Origin of the sequence: Kytococcus schroeteri (assembly GCF_042433515.1) — a bacterium.
Lineage (GTDB): Bacteria > Actinomycetota > Actinomycetes > Actinomycetales > Dermatophilaceae > Kytococcus > Kytococcus schroeteri.
The window spans coordinates 60,116-75,595 of sequence record NZ_JBHLVH010000002.1; the positions used below are offsets into that span (position 1 = coordinate 60,116).

At 74.6% G+C, this 15,480-nt stretch carries 11 protein-coding genes, 1 tRNA gene and 1 pseudogene; 7 read left to right on the forward strand and 6 right to left on the reverse strand.

Features of this window, described 5'->3' with window-relative positions:
* Window positions 1–42 precede the first annotated feature (42 nt).
* Window positions 43–1,110, forward strand: coding sequence for an SDR family NAD(P)-dependent oxidoreductase (locus ACFFHC_RS00965; protein WP_379802547.1), 1,068 nt, complete (start codon window positions 43–45; stop codon window positions 1,108–1,110).
* Window positions 1,111–1,124: 14 nt separating this feature from the next.
* On the opposite strand, the pseudogene ACFFHC_RS11585 reads toward ACFFHC_RS00965, so the two are convergent.
* Window positions 1,125–1,409: pseudogene (locus ACFFHC_RS11585) on the reverse strand (AMIN-like domain-containing (lipo)protein); the annotation flags it as partial.
* Window positions 1,410–1,599: 190 nt separating this feature from the next.
* On the opposite strand from ACFFHC_RS11585, the gene ACFFHC_RS00970 reads away from it, so the two are divergent.
* Complete coding sequence (locus ACFFHC_RS00970) at window positions 1,600–2,829, forward strand: acetyl-CoA hydrolase/transferase family protein (RefSeq protein WP_379802548.1); 1,230 nt, start codon at window positions 1,600–1,602, stop codon at window positions 2,827–2,829.
* A gap of 35 nt (window positions 2,830–2,864) precedes the next feature.
* Here the strand turns inward: ACFFHC_RS00970 and ACFFHC_RS00975 are convergent, their stop codons facing one another.
* Complete coding sequence (locus ACFFHC_RS00975; protein WP_379802549.1) at window positions 2,865–3,356, reverse strand: hypothetical protein; 492 nt, start codon at window positions 3,354–3,356, stop codon at window positions 2,865–2,867.
* A gap of 125 nt (window positions 3,357–3,481) precedes the next feature.
* On the opposite strand from ACFFHC_RS00975, the gene ACFFHC_RS00980 reads away from it, so the two are divergent.
* Complete coding sequence (locus ACFFHC_RS00980; RefSeq protein WP_180802180.1) at window positions 3,482–5,020, forward strand: DUF222 domain-containing protein; 1,539 nt, start codon at window positions 3,482–3,484, stop codon at window positions 5,018–5,020.
* Between the two features lie 143 nt (window positions 5,021–5,163).
* Window positions 5,164–7,059, forward strand: a complete 1,896-nt coding sequence (gene glsA / locus ACFFHC_RS00985; protein WP_070705938.1) for a glutaminase A — start codon at window positions 5,164–5,166, stop codon at window positions 7,057–7,059.
* Between the two features lie 8 nt (window positions 7,060–7,067).
* Here the strand turns inward: glsA and ACFFHC_RS00990 are convergent, their stop codons facing one another.
* The 3 genes from ACFFHC_RS00990 to lysX are packed head-to-tail and all read right to left on the reverse strand — an operon-like array spanning window position 7,068 to window position 12,005.
* Window positions 7,068–7,934 carry an alpha/beta fold hydrolase gene (locus ACFFHC_RS00990; protein ID WP_141494609.1) on the reverse strand — a complete coding sequence of 289 codons (867 nt, stop codon included), beginning with the start codon at window positions 7,932–7,934 and terminating at the stop codon, window positions 7,068–7,070.
* A 10-nt stretch (window positions 7,935–7,944) separates the two neighbouring features.
* Entirely contained in the window at window positions 7,945–8,697 is a 753-nt protein-coding gene (locus ACFFHC_RS00995; RefSeq protein ID WP_141494610.1) for a DUF998 domain-containing protein, read from the reverse strand.
* Window positions 8,694–12,005 (reverse strand): bifunctional lysylphosphatidylglycerol synthetase/lysine--tRNA ligase LysX, encoded by a 3,312-nt coding sequence (gene lysX / locus ACFFHC_RS01000; RefSeq protein ID WP_379802550.1) that lies wholly within the window; start codon window positions 12,003–12,005, stop codon window positions 8,694–8,696. Before lysX ends, ACFFHC_RS00995 begins: the two co-directional genes overlap by 4 nt.
* Window positions 12,006–12,413: 408 nt before the next feature.
* Here lysX and ACFFHC_RS01005 point away from each other — a divergent pair, with 408 nt between their 5' ends.
* A complete protein-coding gene (locus ACFFHC_RS01005; RefSeq protein WP_101849148.1) occupies window positions 12,414–13,442 on the forward strand; it encodes a pirin family protein in 1,029 nt (342 codons plus the stop codon).
* Window positions 13,443–13,533: 91 nt separating this feature from the next.
* Here the strand turns inward: ACFFHC_RS01005 and ACFFHC_RS01010 are convergent.
* Window positions 13,534–13,617: transfer RNA gene (locus ACFFHC_RS01010), tRNA-Leu, on the reverse strand.
* A 283-nt stretch (window positions 13,618–13,900) separates the two neighbouring features.
* On the opposite strand from ACFFHC_RS01010, the gene ACFFHC_RS01015 reads away from it, so the two are divergent.
* Window positions 13,901–14,992, forward strand: coding sequence for an FHA domain-containing protein (locus ACFFHC_RS01015; protein ID WP_070706065.1), 1,092 nt, complete (start codon window positions 13,901–13,903; stop codon window positions 14,990–14,992).
* On the forward strand, window positions 14,989–15,480 hold the full coding sequence (locus ACFFHC_RS01020) for an FHA domain-containing protein FhaB/FipA (RefSeq protein WP_070706063.1): 492 nt from the start codon (window positions 14,989–14,991) through the stop codon (window positions 15,478–15,480). The genes ACFFHC_RS01015 and ACFFHC_RS01020 overlap by 4 nt, the downstream gene beginning before the upstream one ends.

Here is a 15,480-nt window from a genome sequence, read left to right on the forward strand (position 1 = left end):
GTCCAGCGCGCGCGGTGAGCGCCGCGCCCCTACCGTGGAGGCATGGACTCCACCGTGTCGAGCACACCGTCCACCCTCCCCTCCCCGTCCGCCCGCCCGGCCACGTCCCCGTCCGCAGGCACCGCCCGCCCGGCACCCCGTGGCGGCGAACCACTGGCCCTGGTGGTGGGGGCATCGCGCGGGCTGGGCCTGCTCTGTGCCGAGCAGCTCATCCAGCACGGCCACCGCGTGGTGCTCTCCTCGCGCAGCCAGGAGTCCTTGGAGGCCGCCCGCGCCCAGCTGCTCGCCGAGCACCCCGAGGCCACCGTCGACATCGCCCCCTGCGACGTCTCCGACCGCCATGCCGTGACCGCGCTCGTCGAGGGTGTGGAGCGTGACCTCGGCCCCATCGAGGTGCTGCTCACGGTGGCCGGCATCATCCAGGTGGGGCCCGCGCAGGCGATGACCCTGGAGCACTTCGACCAGGCCGTCGGCACCATGCTCATGGGTCCGGTGAACGTGACGATGCAGGTGCTCCCGCACATGCGGCAGCGGGGACGCGGCCGCATCGGCACCGTCACCAGCGTCGGCGGCAAGGTGGCGCCCCCGCACCTGCTGCCCTACTCCACGGCCAAGTTCGGCGCCGTCGGCTTCAGCGAAGGCCTCACGGCCGAGCTGGCCGGCACCGGCGTCACGGCCACCACCATCGTGCCGGGCCTCATGCGCACCGGCTCGCACGACGCCGCCCTGTTCACCGGTGACGCGGCCCGGGAGTTCACCTGGTTCGGCCCCTCGGCCTCGCTGCCCCTGCTGTCCATGGACGCCGAGCGCGCCGCCGAGAGGATGGTGCACGGCGTGCTGGAGGGTCACACGCACGTCATGCTCACCCCGGTGACCCAGGTGGGCTCGCGCGTGCACGGGCTGGCCCCCTCCTTCACCACCCGCCTCATGGGGTTGGTCAACCGGGTGCTGCCCGGCGCCGAGGCGGTCGACCCGCTGGGCCCCGGCACCACCGTCGAGGGACGGGTGGCCCGCCAGGGACTGCGCGGCCGGGCCCGACGAGTGGTCGACGCCCTGACCACCCTCGGCGACCGGGCCGGGGAGTCCACCAACGAGCGCACCGCGCGGTGACGCGACGAGGGGCCCTCCCACGACGACACCAGGGCCACCTGGCGCAGCGTGCGGAATCCGGAGACGTTCACGGCGCGCATCGGGTTGGCCGGTGCCCAGGTGGGCACGACCCGGCCGTCCTTCCACACGTGGGCCGGCGAGCCGAGGTGCAGCTCGAGGAAGGCGCCGCCGTCCAACGGCACCTTCTTGCCGCTGAAGTCGTTGTGCACGGCGCCCACATAGCGCACGTCGTAGGAGACGTCCTCGCGCTTCACTCGACCCAGGTCGAACACGACGCGGTCGGTGCAGGTGTGCCGGGTGGCGCGGGCGCCGTCGAGTTAGGAGCCGGAGTCGATGCCGGGCCAGTCGCGCTGCGTGGCACCGGATCCCCACGGGCGGCTCACGCAGGTGGTGGCGGCGGTGTCGCCGGACTGGCCTGCGGAGGCCGTGGTACCCCCCCGGCCGCGACCGCCCGTGGCCGGACACCGCCCCATCGGGCACCATCTCCCCATGCAGACCGTGAGCGCCGAGGCCCTGGAGTCCCGACTGTCCGCCCTGCCGGGCACCCCCCGCATCGTGGCCAGCGGCAACATGTGCGTGCCGTGGGAGGCCGTGGCCGTGGCCGACCGGTCCTGCGCGCAGTACGTGCTCAACGTGCTCAACGGCCCGCCCGGCCTGCCGGACCGTGAGGGCGTCACCGTCGAGACCTCCTTCGTGGGCCCCGGTCAGCGCCGCCACCCCCGCCTGCGCTACGTGCCCAGCCGCCTCTCGATGGTGCCCCTGCTGTTCAGCAGCACCCTGCCGCCGGACGTGGTGCTGGCCCACTGCGCCCCGCCCCGCGACGGCCAGCTGAGCCTGGGGCTGGAGACCAACATCATGCCCGCGGCCATCGAGGCGTGCCGGGCCCGCGGCGGGCTGGTGGTGGCCGTGGTCAACCCGCGGATGCCGTACACCTACGGCGACGCGCAGGTGCCGGTGGAGCACGTGGACCTGGCCCTGGAGGTGGACGCCCCGCTGGCCGCCCACGACGGCGCACCGGCCACGGACGAGGCGGGGCGCGTCATCGGCGAGCGCGTGGCGGCCCTCATCGGCGACGGCGCCACGCTGCAGATGGGCATCGGTGCGGTGCCTGACTCCGTGCTGGCCAATCTCACCGGCCGCCGCGACCTGCGCATCTGGACCGAGATGTTCAGCGACGGCGTGCTCGAGCTGCACCGACAGGACGCCCTGGACCCGGAGGCGCCCATCACGTCGTCCTTCTGCTTCGGGTCCACCGAGCTCTACGACTGGGTGGACGGCAACCCGCAGGTGCGCATGCTCCGCACGGAGAAGACCAACGACCCGGGGCGCATCGCGCAGCAGCGGGCCATGACCTCCATCAACGCCGCCCTGGAGGTGGACCTCTTCGGCCAGGCCAACGCCTCGCGCATCGACGCGCACATCCACTCGGGCTTCGGCGGGCAGACCGACTTCATCGTGGGCGCGCTGCACTCGGCGGGCGGGCAGAGCTTCATCGGGCTGCGCTCATGGCACCCGCGGGCAGACGTGTCCACGGTGGTGCCGCTGCTCGACGAGCCGGTGACCAGCTTCCAGCAGACGGCCGTCGTCACCGAGCAGGGCGTGGCGCGGCTGTGGGGTCTCTCGGAGCGGGAGCAGGCGGCCGGCATCATCGAGAACGCGGCGCACCCCAGCGTGCGCGAGGAGCTGTGGGAGGAGGCCCGCCACATGGGCCTGGCCTGAGCACCGGCTCCCCGGGCCCGATGGGGGCGCGCCCCTCAGCGCGGGTGGATGCCCGCCTGTCGCGCAGCCACCCGCCACAGCTCCGATGCTGCGTCGGCCGCCTCGTCCTCGCGGGCGGGCACGTCCTCCAGCTCGCCCCGCTCGGCCTCCACGGCGCGGCCGAGCCCCCAGAGCAGCCGGTCCCACACCAGTCCCCGGGCCACGAGCGCCGCGGCCACGTCCTGCTGCGGCCCGTCCACCACCCCGGCGGGCAGGGCGTGCTGCACGGTGAGCACCGTCTGCCCGCCGTCACGGGTCAGGTCCGCGGCCACCCAGGAGGTCACCCCGTCCACCTCCAGGCTGCCGCGCCAGCCCTCGGGGTCCAGCAGCTCGTCGGCACGCGCACCGGTACTGGCCACGGCCTGCTGCCAGTGGGGCCACACCGTGCGCGGCACCCCGGGCACCACGCGAGAGAGGGAGAGCACCCAGCCCTCGCCCAGGGGCTCCACCCGACGGGTCACGGCGTCCACGTGCTGCACGGCATCCATGGCGGACATGGTCGCACCGGGTGGACATGGGTACACGTGTTGCATGTGCTCGTTCATCTGTACTATCCTTGGGTCAAGGGCACGGGCTTACCGCGCCGGGCGCACGAGGGTCACGGGGGGTGATCATGGGGATCTCGCACACCACGGCAGGGCCGGGGGTGGATGCCGCGCGGCAGGCGGCGGACCGGGCGCGACCGTCGGTGGACGATGCACGTGCCGCCCTCGCGGAGGCCCACCGAGCCACCGACCAGTTGCTGCAGACCCTGTCGTCGCTCGCTCCCACCGCGCCGGGCGTGGACGCCGCAGCGCTGGGCTCCCTCTCGGCGGAGGTGAACCGAGCCGTCAACCGGTTGGAGTCCGCCCGTCTGCGGGTGGGGCACCTCATGGCGGGATGTCGCGAGCGCGGTGGTTCGACGCTGCTGGACGAGGGGCAGTTCTTCGCCCGGGACGGGCAGCGGGACCCGGCGGCTGCCCGCAAGGACGCCCACCTGGCCCGCGAGCTGGGCAACGGCCCCGTGGCGCCCGTGGGGCGAGAGAGCCTGGCCACGACGGGCAGGACGGCGGGTGACCCGGAGGTGCCGGACGATGCGGAGAGGATGGCCGCACGGAGGCGAACGCCTGCGGGGCGGGCGTTCGACGAAGGACTCATCAGCCGGCAGCACGTGGACGTCATCCTGGCGACGCTGCGCGAGCTCCCCGAGGACGTCACGGCAGCGGAACGCGAGGAGATCGAGCGCGACCTGACCCGATCGGCCCATCGCCTCTCCCCGGCCTCGCTCCGGGCAGCGGGGCGGCGGGTGCTGGCGGCCGTGGGCCGCACCCGGCGACAGGTGGACGAGCACGAGAACGACCTGCTGCACCGTCAGGAGGAAGCCGCATGGCAGGCCACCCGGGCCACGATCACGCACCGCGCCGACGGCACCTCCGTGCTGCACGCCGTCCTGCCGACCCTCCAGGCCATGGCCCTGGAACGGGTGCTGCAGGCGATGGCGTCGCCGGCTCGTCGCACCCGTCCCGCCGCGGTGCTGGGGCGGTCGCGGACCGACGAGGAGTCCCGCGACCAGCAGCTGGACCTGTGGCACGAGCGGGGCCTGGCCCTGGCCGAGCTCGTCGAGCGGCTGCCGACCGAGCACCTGCACCAGAAGGTCGCCGCCACCGTCGTGGTCCACACCGACCTGGAGACCCTGCGGGGAGAGGCCGAACGGGCCGGGGTGACCGACAGCGCCCACCGCCTCTCGGCAGGGGAGGTCCGGCGGATCGCGGCACAGGCCGGCATCGTCCCCAGCGTGCTGGGTGGCGAGAGCATGCCGCTGGACCTGGGGCGGCAACGGCGCTTCTTCTCCGATGCGCAACGAGTGGCGCTCTCCCGGGTGTACGACGAGTGCGCCGCCGAGGGGTGTGATCGCCCGTTCGCCTGGTGTCAGGTGCATCACGACCAGCCGTGGGCAGCCCGACGCGGGTCACCCGGCGACCGGGGTGGCGACAGGTCGCCGCGGGGTGGGCCACCGACCGGCAGGTCGCCGCGGGGGTCGACGGACCTGGCCAATGCCATCCCCCTGTGCGGCCGGCACAACCGCATGGTGGAGCACCCCGGGGTGCAGCACACCGTGACGCGCGACGCGTCCGGTCGGGCGACCGTGCACCTGACCCGGGGGACGCGGTGAGTGCCCTGCCGCCGGTGGACGTCACGGGGGTGGACGTCATGGCGGTGGCGAACCCCCTGCGATGCCGGTCGTGGCCAGATCGTGCCGTGCCAAGTCGTGTTGTGGGGCGCGGTCCGGGACCGTGGACCTGCGAGACTCGCGGCATGGCCGAGCCGACCCCGCACACGCCCCTGACCGACCTGCTGGTCCGCGTGCACGACCACTTCCTGCCCCATACCGAGGGGGAGGTGGCTGCGTTCGCGCAGGCGGTCGGCGGGGTGGACGCCGACGACTTCGGCCTGGCCCTGACCACCGTGGACGGCCACACCTACTCGGTGGGCCAGGACGAGCGGTCCTTCGCCATCCAGTCCATCTCCAAGGCGTTCACCTACGCCATCGCGCTCACCGACTCCGGGTTCGAGGCGGTGGACGCCGTCATCGACGTGGAGCCCTCCGGCGAGGCGTTCAACGAGATCTCCCTGCAGGAGGGCACCGGGCGGCCGTCCAACGCCCTCATCAACGCCGGCGCCATCGCCGCCACCTCGCTGGTGGCCGGCTCGTCCTCCAACCCGCACGACGAGGGCTCGGTGGCCCGGGGCGACACGCGCCGCGACCGCCTGGTGCGCGGCTACTCCCGCATGGCCGGACGCGCGCTGGAGGTGGACGAGGAGGTGCTGGCCTTCGAGCGGGAGGACGGCGACCGCAACCTGGCCCTGGCCCACCTCATGCGCAGCTTCGACCTGGTCACCGAGGCCCCCGAGGCCGTGGCCGACGACTACTTCGCTGCCTGCTCCATCCTCGTGACCGTCCGCGACCTCTCGATGATGGCGGCGTTGTTGGCCACCGGCGGCGTGCACCCGCAGACCGGCGAGCGCGTGCTCGACGAGGCCGTGGTGGAGCGCGTGCTGGGCGTCATGAGCACCTGCGGCATGTACGACGACGCCGGCGAGTGGATGGTGCGCGTGGGTCTGCCGGCCAAGTCCGGGGTGGGCGGCGGCATCCTCGTGGTGGTGCCCGGGCAGGCCGGGTTCGCGGTGTACTCCCCGCGGCTGGACCGCCACGGCAACTCCGAGCGGGGCGTGCTGGCCTGCGAGGCACTCTCGGCCCAGCTGGACCTGCACCTCATGCACGGCGTGCGCGAGCCCCACTCGGCGGTGCGCGTGACCTACCCGGTGACGGCGGTGCCCAGCGGGGTGCGCCGCCCGCCGGCGGCCGCCACCGTGCTCGAGCGCGTGGGCCACCGGGGGCGCGTCATCGAGGTGCAGGGGGCGCTCACCTTCGGGGCCGCGGAGTCGGTGATGCGGGAGCTCTGCTCGCTGCAGGAGGTCGATGCGGTGCTGCTGGACGTCCGGCGCGTCACCGTGGTGCCGCAGTTCGCCCGGGAGGGGCTGGCCGCCGTGGCGCGTGGCATGGCCGATGCCGGGCGCGTGCTGGTGCTCGTGGACGACCCGGACCGCGGCCTGGCGGGCGACGCGGTGCGGGTGGTGGCGCGGCGCCGCGTCGGCGTCGAGGCGGTGGAGAACCTGCTGCTGGAGCGGCACGGTGGACCCGGCCTGGACCTCGAGGAGGTGGAGGTGGGCGACGTGGGCGTCGTCTCCACCCTCGACGCCGCCGACGCCAAGGCCCTGCACGCCCGCATGGAGTCGCGCCACTACGCCGCCGGGGAGGTGGTGATCCGCGAGGGCGACCCCTTCGTGGGCATCCACCTCATCACCAGCGGCACCGTGGAGACCACCTCCGGGGCGGCCGGGGCGGCCGGCGACGAGCAGGACGTGGCCGACCCCACCACGCGCGGCCCGGAGCTGCGGCGGCTGGCGGTGCTGGGCCCGGGCCACAGCTTCGGCGAGTTCGGCCTGGTGGGCGACGGCCGGCACGCGGCCACGGTGACCGCCCGCGAGGAGCTGCAGACCTGGCTGCTCTCCCCGGAGGTCCTGCGCCAGCTGGAGGTGGAGGACTCCGGCCTGGCCCTGCGGCTCTGGCAGGCCATCACCCGGGAGGCCTTCACCCGCGTGCGCGCACAGATGGAGGAGCTGGCGGCCGCCGCCGCCCACGCCGGCTGACGGGCACCTCAGCCCCAGCCGGTCTCCCCAGGCACCGGGCCAGCGGCCACCGCGGCGCGCACCATCGCGGCCAACCGGGTGGGCTGGTCGCGCATCACCAGGTGGCCGCTGTCGGGCACCACCACGGTGCGGATGCGGGGCAGCGGCTCCCCGGGGCGGGTCCGCCGCAGCTCCACCCGGTGCCGCTGGGCGAGGTGGCGCTGCCGCCGCACCCACCGCCGCGAACCGGGCTCCCACGGGCGGGCGGCCACCACCAGCACCATCGGCACCGCAGGCAGGGGAAGCGCCCGGCGCAGCCGCAGCAGCTCGGCGGCCATGCGGGTGTACCCGGCGTCCTCCAGCAAGGCGGACCGCACCCGGCGCCCCACCAGGGGCAGCCAGCCCAGCCCGGCCGCCAGGGCGTGGCGCAGGTCGTCCTCCACGGGCCACCGGAGGCGTGGGTCCTCCTCCACGGAGCCGTCCACGGCCACGAGCCCGGCCACCCGGTGCGGGTCGCTGCGCAGGTACGCCTCGGCCATGAAGCGCGCCATCGAGTGCGCCACGAGCCACACCCGCGCGGGGTCGGGCACCACCTCGTGCACCACCCGGCGCAGGTGGGCCACCTCGTCGTGGAGGTGCGGCTCGGCCACCCGCTCGGCACGGGCCCGCCCCAGCCCCGGCCGGTCGTAGCGCACCACACGGTGGTCGCGGGCCAGGTCGGCCGCCACCTCGTCCCACGCCTCAGCGCCCATGCCGAGGCCCGGCATCAGCACCACCCACGGCCCGTGCTCCCCCTGCACCTCCGCGGCCAGGTCCGTGGCACGGGGTCCGGTGTCGCGGGCTCCCCTCACGCGGCCAGCCCGTTCCTGACGCCGTGCGGCGCGCCACCTCTCCATGGCACCAGTGTCACCCCTGCCCGGGACCCCCGCCCGCCCGATCGTCCTCGACCCACCACCGGCCGGCCCCCCAGCCCGTCCCGACGGCGAACACCACCCACCACGCCACGGTCCCCAGCAGCTGCACCCGCTGCGCCAGCCCGGGCACCGTGAGCACCTCGCCCACGCGCGCGGCCCCCGGTGCCAGGCAGGCGAGCTGCCAGCCCAGGGTCGCCAGCATCACGCCCACCAGCACCAGCAGCACCCGTGCCCCGGGACGGCCCCGGCGCAGCGCCGCCAGGGACAGCGCGGCCGCGGCCACTCCCAGCGCCGTCCCGGCCACCGACGAGCTCACCGAGTGCGCGGTGTGCGTCCACGGCAGCGTCCCCGCCTGCTCGGCGGCCAGGCAGGCGGCGTCCACCGTGCTGGCACAGGCCATGGGCAGCAGCGCATCGGCCACTGTGGCCGCCCCGAACACCCCGGCGGCCACCACACCCAGACCACGCAGGTCACGTCGCAGTCCGCCCCGGCGAGCCACCAGCCCGACCCAGAGCACCATCAGCGCCCCCGCCAGCACGTCGCCGGCCCGGACGAACCAGGCGTGGGGCTGGTCCTGCGCCCCCAGCTCGCTGGTCCAGCTGTGCCACGGCGACAGGTCCGAGAACGGCCCGGCCACCAGCCAGGACGACCAGGCCGCCATCGCCAGCAGGGGCAGCCCGGCCGCCCACCACGGCACGGCGCGGTGCCCCCCACCCGATGCGGGCACCCGGCGCGCGCCGCTCACTCGCGGCCCGCGGGTCGCACCAGGGGGAAGGCCAACGTCTCGCGCACGGTGCGGCCGGTCACCAGCATCACCACGCGGTCCACGCCCAGCCCCAGGCCGCCGGTGGGCGGCATGCCGTACTCCAGGGCCTGCAGGAAGTCCTCGTCCAGGCTCATGGCCTCCGGGTCGCCGGCGGCCGCGGCCACCGACTGGGCTGTCAGACGGGCCCGCTGCTCCAGCGGGTCGGTCAGCTCGGAGTAGGCGGTGCCCAGCTCCATGCCGAAGGCCACGAGGTCCCACCGCTCGGCCACACCCGGGGTGGACCGGTGCCCGCGGGACAGCGGCGAGACCGAGTTCGGGAAGTCGCAGTAGAAGGTGGGCCGCACGGTGGACCCCTCCACCAGCTCCTCGTAGAGCTCCAGGGCCACCTCGCCGGCATCCAGGTCGGGGCGCACCTCCACCCCGGCCCGTCGGGCGGCCTGGTGCATCTCGGCGGCGGTGCTCTGCGGCCCCACCGGCTGCCCACCCAGGGCCACCAGTTTCTCGGAGACCGCGTCGTGCAGGGTCACCACCGGCCACTCGCCGGAGAGGTCCACCATCGTGCCGTCGGGGCCGGGCACCTCGCACCGCCCGTGCACGGCCACCGCGGCGGCCTGCACCAGCTCGCGGGTGGTGTCCATCATCGAGCGGTAGTCCTCGTGCGCGGCGTAGGCCTCCAGCAGCGTGAACTCCGGGTTGTGGGTGGCGTCCACGCCCTCGTTGCGGAACGCCCGGCCCATCTCGAACACCCGGTCCACGCCACCCACGCAGAGCCGCTTGAGGTACAGCTCGGGCGCGATCCGCAGGAAGAGGTCCATGGAGTAGGCGTTGATGCGGGTGGCGAAGGGCCGCGCGTTGGCCCCGCCGTGCACGGTCTGCAGCACCGGCGTCTCCACCTCCAGGTAGCCGCGGTCCTGCAGACCCTCGCGCAGGGCGCGCACCACGGCCGACCGTGCCCGCAGGGTGTCGCGGGCCTCCTGCGAGACGGCCAGGTCCACGTGGCGCTGGCGCACCTTCGCCTCGGGGTCCACCAGGCCGGTGCGCACCGGCGGCAGCGGGTGCAGGCACTTGGCCTCCATCCGCCAGCTGTGGGCCAGCAGGCTCGGCTCGCCGCTGCGGGAGGCGCCGCGCACGCCCTCGAAGGCCACGAGGTCGCCCACGTCCACCAGCACCATGAAGTCGCGGTGGTCCTGTGCGCTGAGGTGCTGGCGCTCCAGCACCACCTGCAGGTCGCCCTGCCCGTCACGCAGGCGCACGAAGCGCACGCCGCCCAGGTCGCGGACCGCCAGCACGCGCCCGGCCACGGACACGCGCTCGCCCTCCCCGGCGGCCAGGGCCTGCGCGGTGGTGTGCGTCGGACGCTCGGCCACCGGCCACGGCTCGCGCCCGGCCTCGCGGGCGGCCTCCGCGGCGGCGATGCGCACACGGGTCTGCTCCGGCAGGCGGGCCCGGCGCGCGGACACCAGGTCGGTGTCCCCGGCCCACTCCTGCAGCTGCTCGGGGGTGGGGGCGGTCACCGGCACCACCGCGTAGGCGGCCGCACGCCGGCCACCGGTGGCGTGCCGACGGCCCCAGGCGGGCAGGAAGCCCTCGGCGCGCGCCGTCGCCAGCCCGATGCGGGCCAGCTGCTCGGCCTCGGCGTAGCAGACGTACCGGCGGTTCCACTCCGGCCGGTACCGCTGGTTGGCGGTGTAGAGCGACTCGATCTGCCAGAACCGGGAGGCCCGGCGCAGCAGCCAGCGTTGCATGCGCGTCACCGGGCCGGCCCCCAGGGTCTCGCCCTCGGCGAAGACCGAGCGGAAGACGGCGAAGTTCAGGCTGAGGCGGCGCACGCCCACGCTCTCGCGCTGGCGGCACAGCTCGGCCACCATCGTCTCGGTGACGCCGTTGGGCGCGTCCGGGGAGCGGCGCATGAGGTCCAGCGACGCCCCGGTGGGGCCCCACGGCACGAAGGACAGCAGTCCCACGAGGTCGCCCTCGGCGTCCACGGCCTCCACCAGCACGCACCGTCCGTCGGCCGGGTCGCCCAGGCGCCCGAGCGCCATCGAGAAGCCACGCTCTGGGGCGTCCCCGCGCCAGGCCTCGGCGGCACGCACCAGGCCCGGCCACTCGGAGGGGTCCACCTGCTCGTGGCGGCGCACGCGCACCTCCACGCCGGCCCGCCGCACGCGGCGTACCGCCTGGCGCACCGGGGCCATCTCCGGGCCGTTGAGGGAGAAGGCGTCGGCGTCCAGCACCGCCTCGTCGCCCAGCGAGATGACACCCATGCCCCAGTCGGCGAAGGCCCGCGCCCCCGCGTCGGAGACGCCCACCGCCGCCGGCGCCCACCCGAAGCGCCGCGAGACGGCCAGCCAGTTGTGCACGGCGCTGCCCCACGACTGCGGGTCGCCCAGCGGGTCGCCCGAGGCCAGGCTCACGCCCTGCTCCACCCGGTAGGCCACGGCGGCCCGTCCGTCGCTGGAGAAGATCACGGCCTTGTCGTCGCGCGTGGCGAAGTAGCCCAACGAGTCCTGCGCCCCGTAGCGCTCCAGGAGCGCCCGCACCGCCGCCTGCTCCTGGGCGTCCTGGGTGTTGTGGGAGGTGGCGCTGCGCAGCAGCACCAGCAGCGTGCCCACCAGCACCGCCGACCCCATGAGCGACAGGATGCCGGTCACCCAGACCGGGGGCGCGTGGGACGCGTCCGCCGCAAGACCGCCGTCCAGGCCGGTGACGTGGTCGACCGCCCACGCGAGCCGGCGGTGGTGGGGCAGGTCACCGGGCTGCAGCCGCACCAGCAGCCACCCCAGCAGGATGGCCGACAGGGTGCCCAGCACCATGAACGCCGCCGCGGAGGGCCAGGCGTCGCTCCGGACCCGCGCGCAGAACTGGCGGTAGGAGGCCACAGCCACCCCCAGCCACGTGAGGTGCAGAAGGCTGGCGGCCACGGCGTGCCAGGACTGGCCCTCCAGCAGGCTGAACACGTCACCCTCGAGCAGAATCACCAGGTACACCAGCAGCATGGCCCACCCGACCCGCTTGCGGGCGGTGAGCGCGGCGGCCACCACGAACATCACCGTGGCCACGGTGAAGCTGGGGTAGGCCACCAGGTAGTACGAGTCCACGGTGCGGATGCCCGCGGTGTAGAGGTTCGGCACGAGGGAGAGGACCAGCACCAGCAGGCCGTTGGCCACCAGCAGGGCGGCCATGGCCCGCGGCACCTGGACCCGCCAGCCCACCTGCGGCTCGGCCAGGTCCTCCACCTCGGCCCGGGGGCGGTCGTGGTGCGGGGGGTCGAGACGTCGTGCAGGCATGTGGGCCAGCATGAGGCCCCGGTGGGCCCGCGGGTCTCCGCCCGTGGACCCGGGGTGTGTCGCCGGGGTTGCCCACAGGCGGACCGGCACCCCCACGAGGTGGCACCACACCGTCCACAGATCGGCCCGGGGGATGACGCACCCCTGATCCGGGCGCGTCGATACTCGGAACCGATGGCGCCGCTGCGTCATCGGGCCACTGGCCCACACCGGACGGGTCGGTGCCGCCCCGGGGTCTTGGAGGGGGATCCCGCGACGGCACCGACCGTTCCGTGTCCGGCCGCGGTCCACGCCCGACGCCGTGGCCCACCACCCCCACCTGCTCCGCCCACGACCCGTGTGCGCGGGAATGCACCGGCCACCCCGCGCGCTATACTTGGTGACACATCACCATCAGGAGGAGGCGCCATGCCTGCCGTGACCACCCAGAACGTCCTCGAGCTGGACCGCGTCGTGCCGGCCCCCGGCAGCCGAGCCCGCGCCGTCCGCTCCGTCACCACCGCACCCCAGGGCCACGAGGGCGAGGGCTTCCCCGTCCGCCGCGCCTTCGCGGGCATCGACCTGCGCGACCTGGACCCCTTCATCCACATGGACCAGATGGGCGAGGTGGAGTACGCCCCGCTCGAGCCGCGCGGCACCGACTGGCACCCGCACCGCGGCTTCGAGACCGTGACCTACATCATCGACGGGTCGTTCCTCCACGAGGACACCCACGGCGGTGGCGGGGCCATCACCGACGGCGACACCCAGTGGATGACCGCCGGGTCCGGCCTGCTGCACATCGAGGCCCCGCCGGAGCAGCTCGTCATGTCCGGCGGCCTGTTCCACGGCTTGCAGCTGTGGGTCAACCTGCCGAGCCACCAGAAGATGTCCGACCCGCGCTACCAGGACATCCGCGGCGGCGAGGTGCGCCTGCTCTCCAGCGAGGACGGCGGCAGCCTGCTGCGCGTCATCGCCGGCGAGGTGGACGGCCACGAGGGGCCGGGCATCACCCACACCCCCATCAGCATCGTCCACGCCACCGTGGCCCCCGGCGCCCAGCTGCGCCTGCCGTGGAACCCCGGGTTCAACGCCCTGGTCTACGCGCTCTCCGGCGACGGCACGGTGGGCTCCGAGCGCCGCCCGCTGCGCACCGGCCAGCTGGCCCTGCTGGGCGAGGGCGACCACATCGAGGTGCGTGCCGACGAGCAGCAGGACGCCCGCCACGCCGAGGGGCTCGACCTGTACGTCCTCGGCGGGCAGCCGATCCGCGAGCCGGTGATGGCCTACGGCCCGTTCGTCATGAACACCCGCGCCGAGTTGGTCACCGCGTTCGAGGACTTCCAGGCCGGGCGTCTGGGGACCATCCCCAACAGCCCGCGCGTGAAGGCGGCCTCGCAGGTGGTGCGCGACGCGCTGGACTCCGGGGAGGCCCGCCCCGGCCACCAGGTGCTCTGAGCACCGCCCCGACGGTGCCGGTCGGCCACCACCGACCGGGACCCGGGTACGCGAAAGGCCCCGGGACGAATCCCGGGGCCTTTCCCTTGCGTGCGCGAGGGGGGAGTTGAACCCCCACGCCCTTTCGGGCACACGGACCTGAACCGTGCGCGTCTGCCTATTCCGCCACTCGCGCGCAGTGCCCGACCACCTGATCTCACCACCCGGAGATGGTGTCGACCCATCGATCGAACGACGGCATACGTTAACAGCACATCCACGGGCACGCCAATCGGCCCGACGGGGCGCCGACCCACGGCCTTGGTCCACCCCGCGGACGCGTGGCATCCACCTCCGGTCCTCCCGCGCGGCAGGGCCCCGGCAAGTACGATCGCCGCAGGATCGACGCGCCCACCGGACCCCCGTGGACCCGCCCCGTGGCGCGACCGACGCTGCAGAACCGCCGCAGGGAGGCACTCATGGGCTTGCTGGATCGCTTCGAGTCCGGGACGGAGCGCGTCTTCACGGCGCCCTTCGCCCGGCTGTTCAAGCGCGAGGAGCTGCAGCCCGTCGAGATCGGTGCCGCCATCCGCAAGGCCATGGACTCGCGCGCGGCCGTGGTGAACCGCCACCGCACCATCGTTCCCAACGTCTTCACCATCGAGCTGTCGGACGACGACTTCGACCGCCTCATCGCGTTCGACGAGGCGATCACCGACGAGCTCATCGCCGACGCCCAGGAGTACGTCACCGAGCAGCGCTACACCCCCGGCGGCCCGCTGCAGATCGAGCTCGTGGCCGACCCGGACCTGCAGCCGGGCATCTACAAGCTCCACCACGCCACCGTGCGCAACCCCGCCACCCTGGACGAGCGGGGCGACATCGACTCCTGGGGCGCCGCGCACGAGCGCTTCGACGACGCCATCGACCGCCACACCCAGGGCCACCGCATCCCCGCCGACGCCAAGTACCTGGGCGAGGTGGACGAGGAGGCCATCGCCGCGGCGAAGGCCTCCTCGGAGCAGCCGACCGCCGACGACTCCGCCGCCCGAGGGGCCGAGGACGCGCGCCGCGCCCGGAAGGAGGCCGACCGCGCTGCCGAGGCCCGGCGCGACCGCGAGCGCGAGGCGGCCGCCGAGCAGCACCGTGCCGAGATCCGCCGCGCCGCCGAGCGGGAGCAGGCCCAGCGCGAGCGAGGGGGTCAGGAGGAGACCGAGCAGGAGACCCGGGACACCGCCGCGACCACCCAGGTGCCCGCCCGCTCCACTCGTTCCGTGGCCCGCCCGTGGGTCGAGGTGGATGGTGTGCGCCACGTGCTCGAGAAGCCGACCACCCTGCTGGGCCGCGACACGGTGTGCGACATCACCGTCCCGGACCCGGGTATCTCCCGCCGCCACGTGGAGCTGACGGTGGACGCGACGGACACCGCCCGGCTGACGCTGCGTGACCTCGGGTCGACGAATGGCACCTTCGTGGGCGGGGAGCGCGTCCGCAACACCCGCCTGGCCGACGGGGACTCCTTCGTCATGGGTCGCACCACGGTCACGGTGCGGCTCGGACGGGCGCAGTGAGCGAGCTCACGGTCTCGGTGCTGCGGCTCGCCCTGCTCGCAGCGCTCTGGCTCTTCGTGCTGGCCGTCGCGCGGGTGCTGCGCAGCGACCTCTACGGCGCCCGCGTGGTCACCCGTGACCGCCGCCGCCAGACCCGTCGCACGCCGATGCCGGATGAGGCCTCCCCGGACCGCCCCGGTCGCCGCAACGCCCCCCGCGAGCCGCGCCGCCTCGTGGTGGTGGCCGGCCCGATGCGGGGTGCCAGCCTGGCGCTGACGTCGTCCCCCGTCGTCATCGGCCGCAACCCGGAGTCCAGCCTGTCGGTCGACGACGACAGCATCTCCGGCTCCCACGCCCGCATCAGCCCCGACCCGCACGGCTGGATCATCGAGGACCTGGGCTCCACCAACGGCACCTGGCTGGACGACCAGCGCCTGCTCGAGGCAGCCCCGCTCGTGGTGGGCAGCACCATCCGGCTGGGCCGCACCGTCCTGGAAGCGAAGGCCTGA

Bases quoted from the DNA above. Each gene is read 5' to 3' on its own strand.
- ACFFHC_RS00965 (WP_379802547.1), top strand. From the start codon at position 43: ATGGACTCCACCGTGTCGAGCACACCGTCCACCCTCCCCTCCCCGTCC.
- ACFFHC_RS00980 (WP_180802180.1), top strand. From the start codon at position 3,482: ATGGGGATCTCGCACACCACGGCAGGGCCGGGGGTGGATGCCGCGCGG.
- ACFFHC_RS01015 (WP_070706065.1), top strand. From the start codon at position 13,901: ATGGGCTTGCTGGATCGCTTCGAGTCCGGGACGGAGCGCGTCTTCACG.
- lysX (WP_379802550.1), bottom strand. From the start codon at position 12,005: ATGCCTGCACGACGTCTCGACCCCCCGCACCACGACCGCCCCCGGGCC.
- ACFFHC_RS01005 (WP_101849148.1), top strand. From the start codon at position 12,414: ATGCCTGCCGTGACCACCCAGAACGTCCTCGAGCTGGACCGCGTCGTG.
- ACFFHC_RS00970 (WP_379802548.1), top strand. From the start codon at position 1,600: ATGCAGACCGTGAGCGCCGAGGCCCTGGAGTCCCGACTGTCCGCCCTG.
- glsA (WP_070705938.1), top strand. From the start codon at position 5,164: ATGGCCGAGCCGACCCCGCACACGCCCCTGACCGACCTGCTGGTCCGC.
- ACFFHC_RS00975 (WP_379802549.1), bottom strand. From the start codon at position 3,356: ATGGATGCCGTGCAGCACGTGGACGCCGTGACCCGTCGGGTGGAGCCC.
- ACFFHC_RS00990 (WP_141494609.1), bottom strand. From the start codon at position 7,934: ATGGAGAGGTGGCGCGCCGCACGGCGTCAGGAACGGGCTGGCCGCGTG.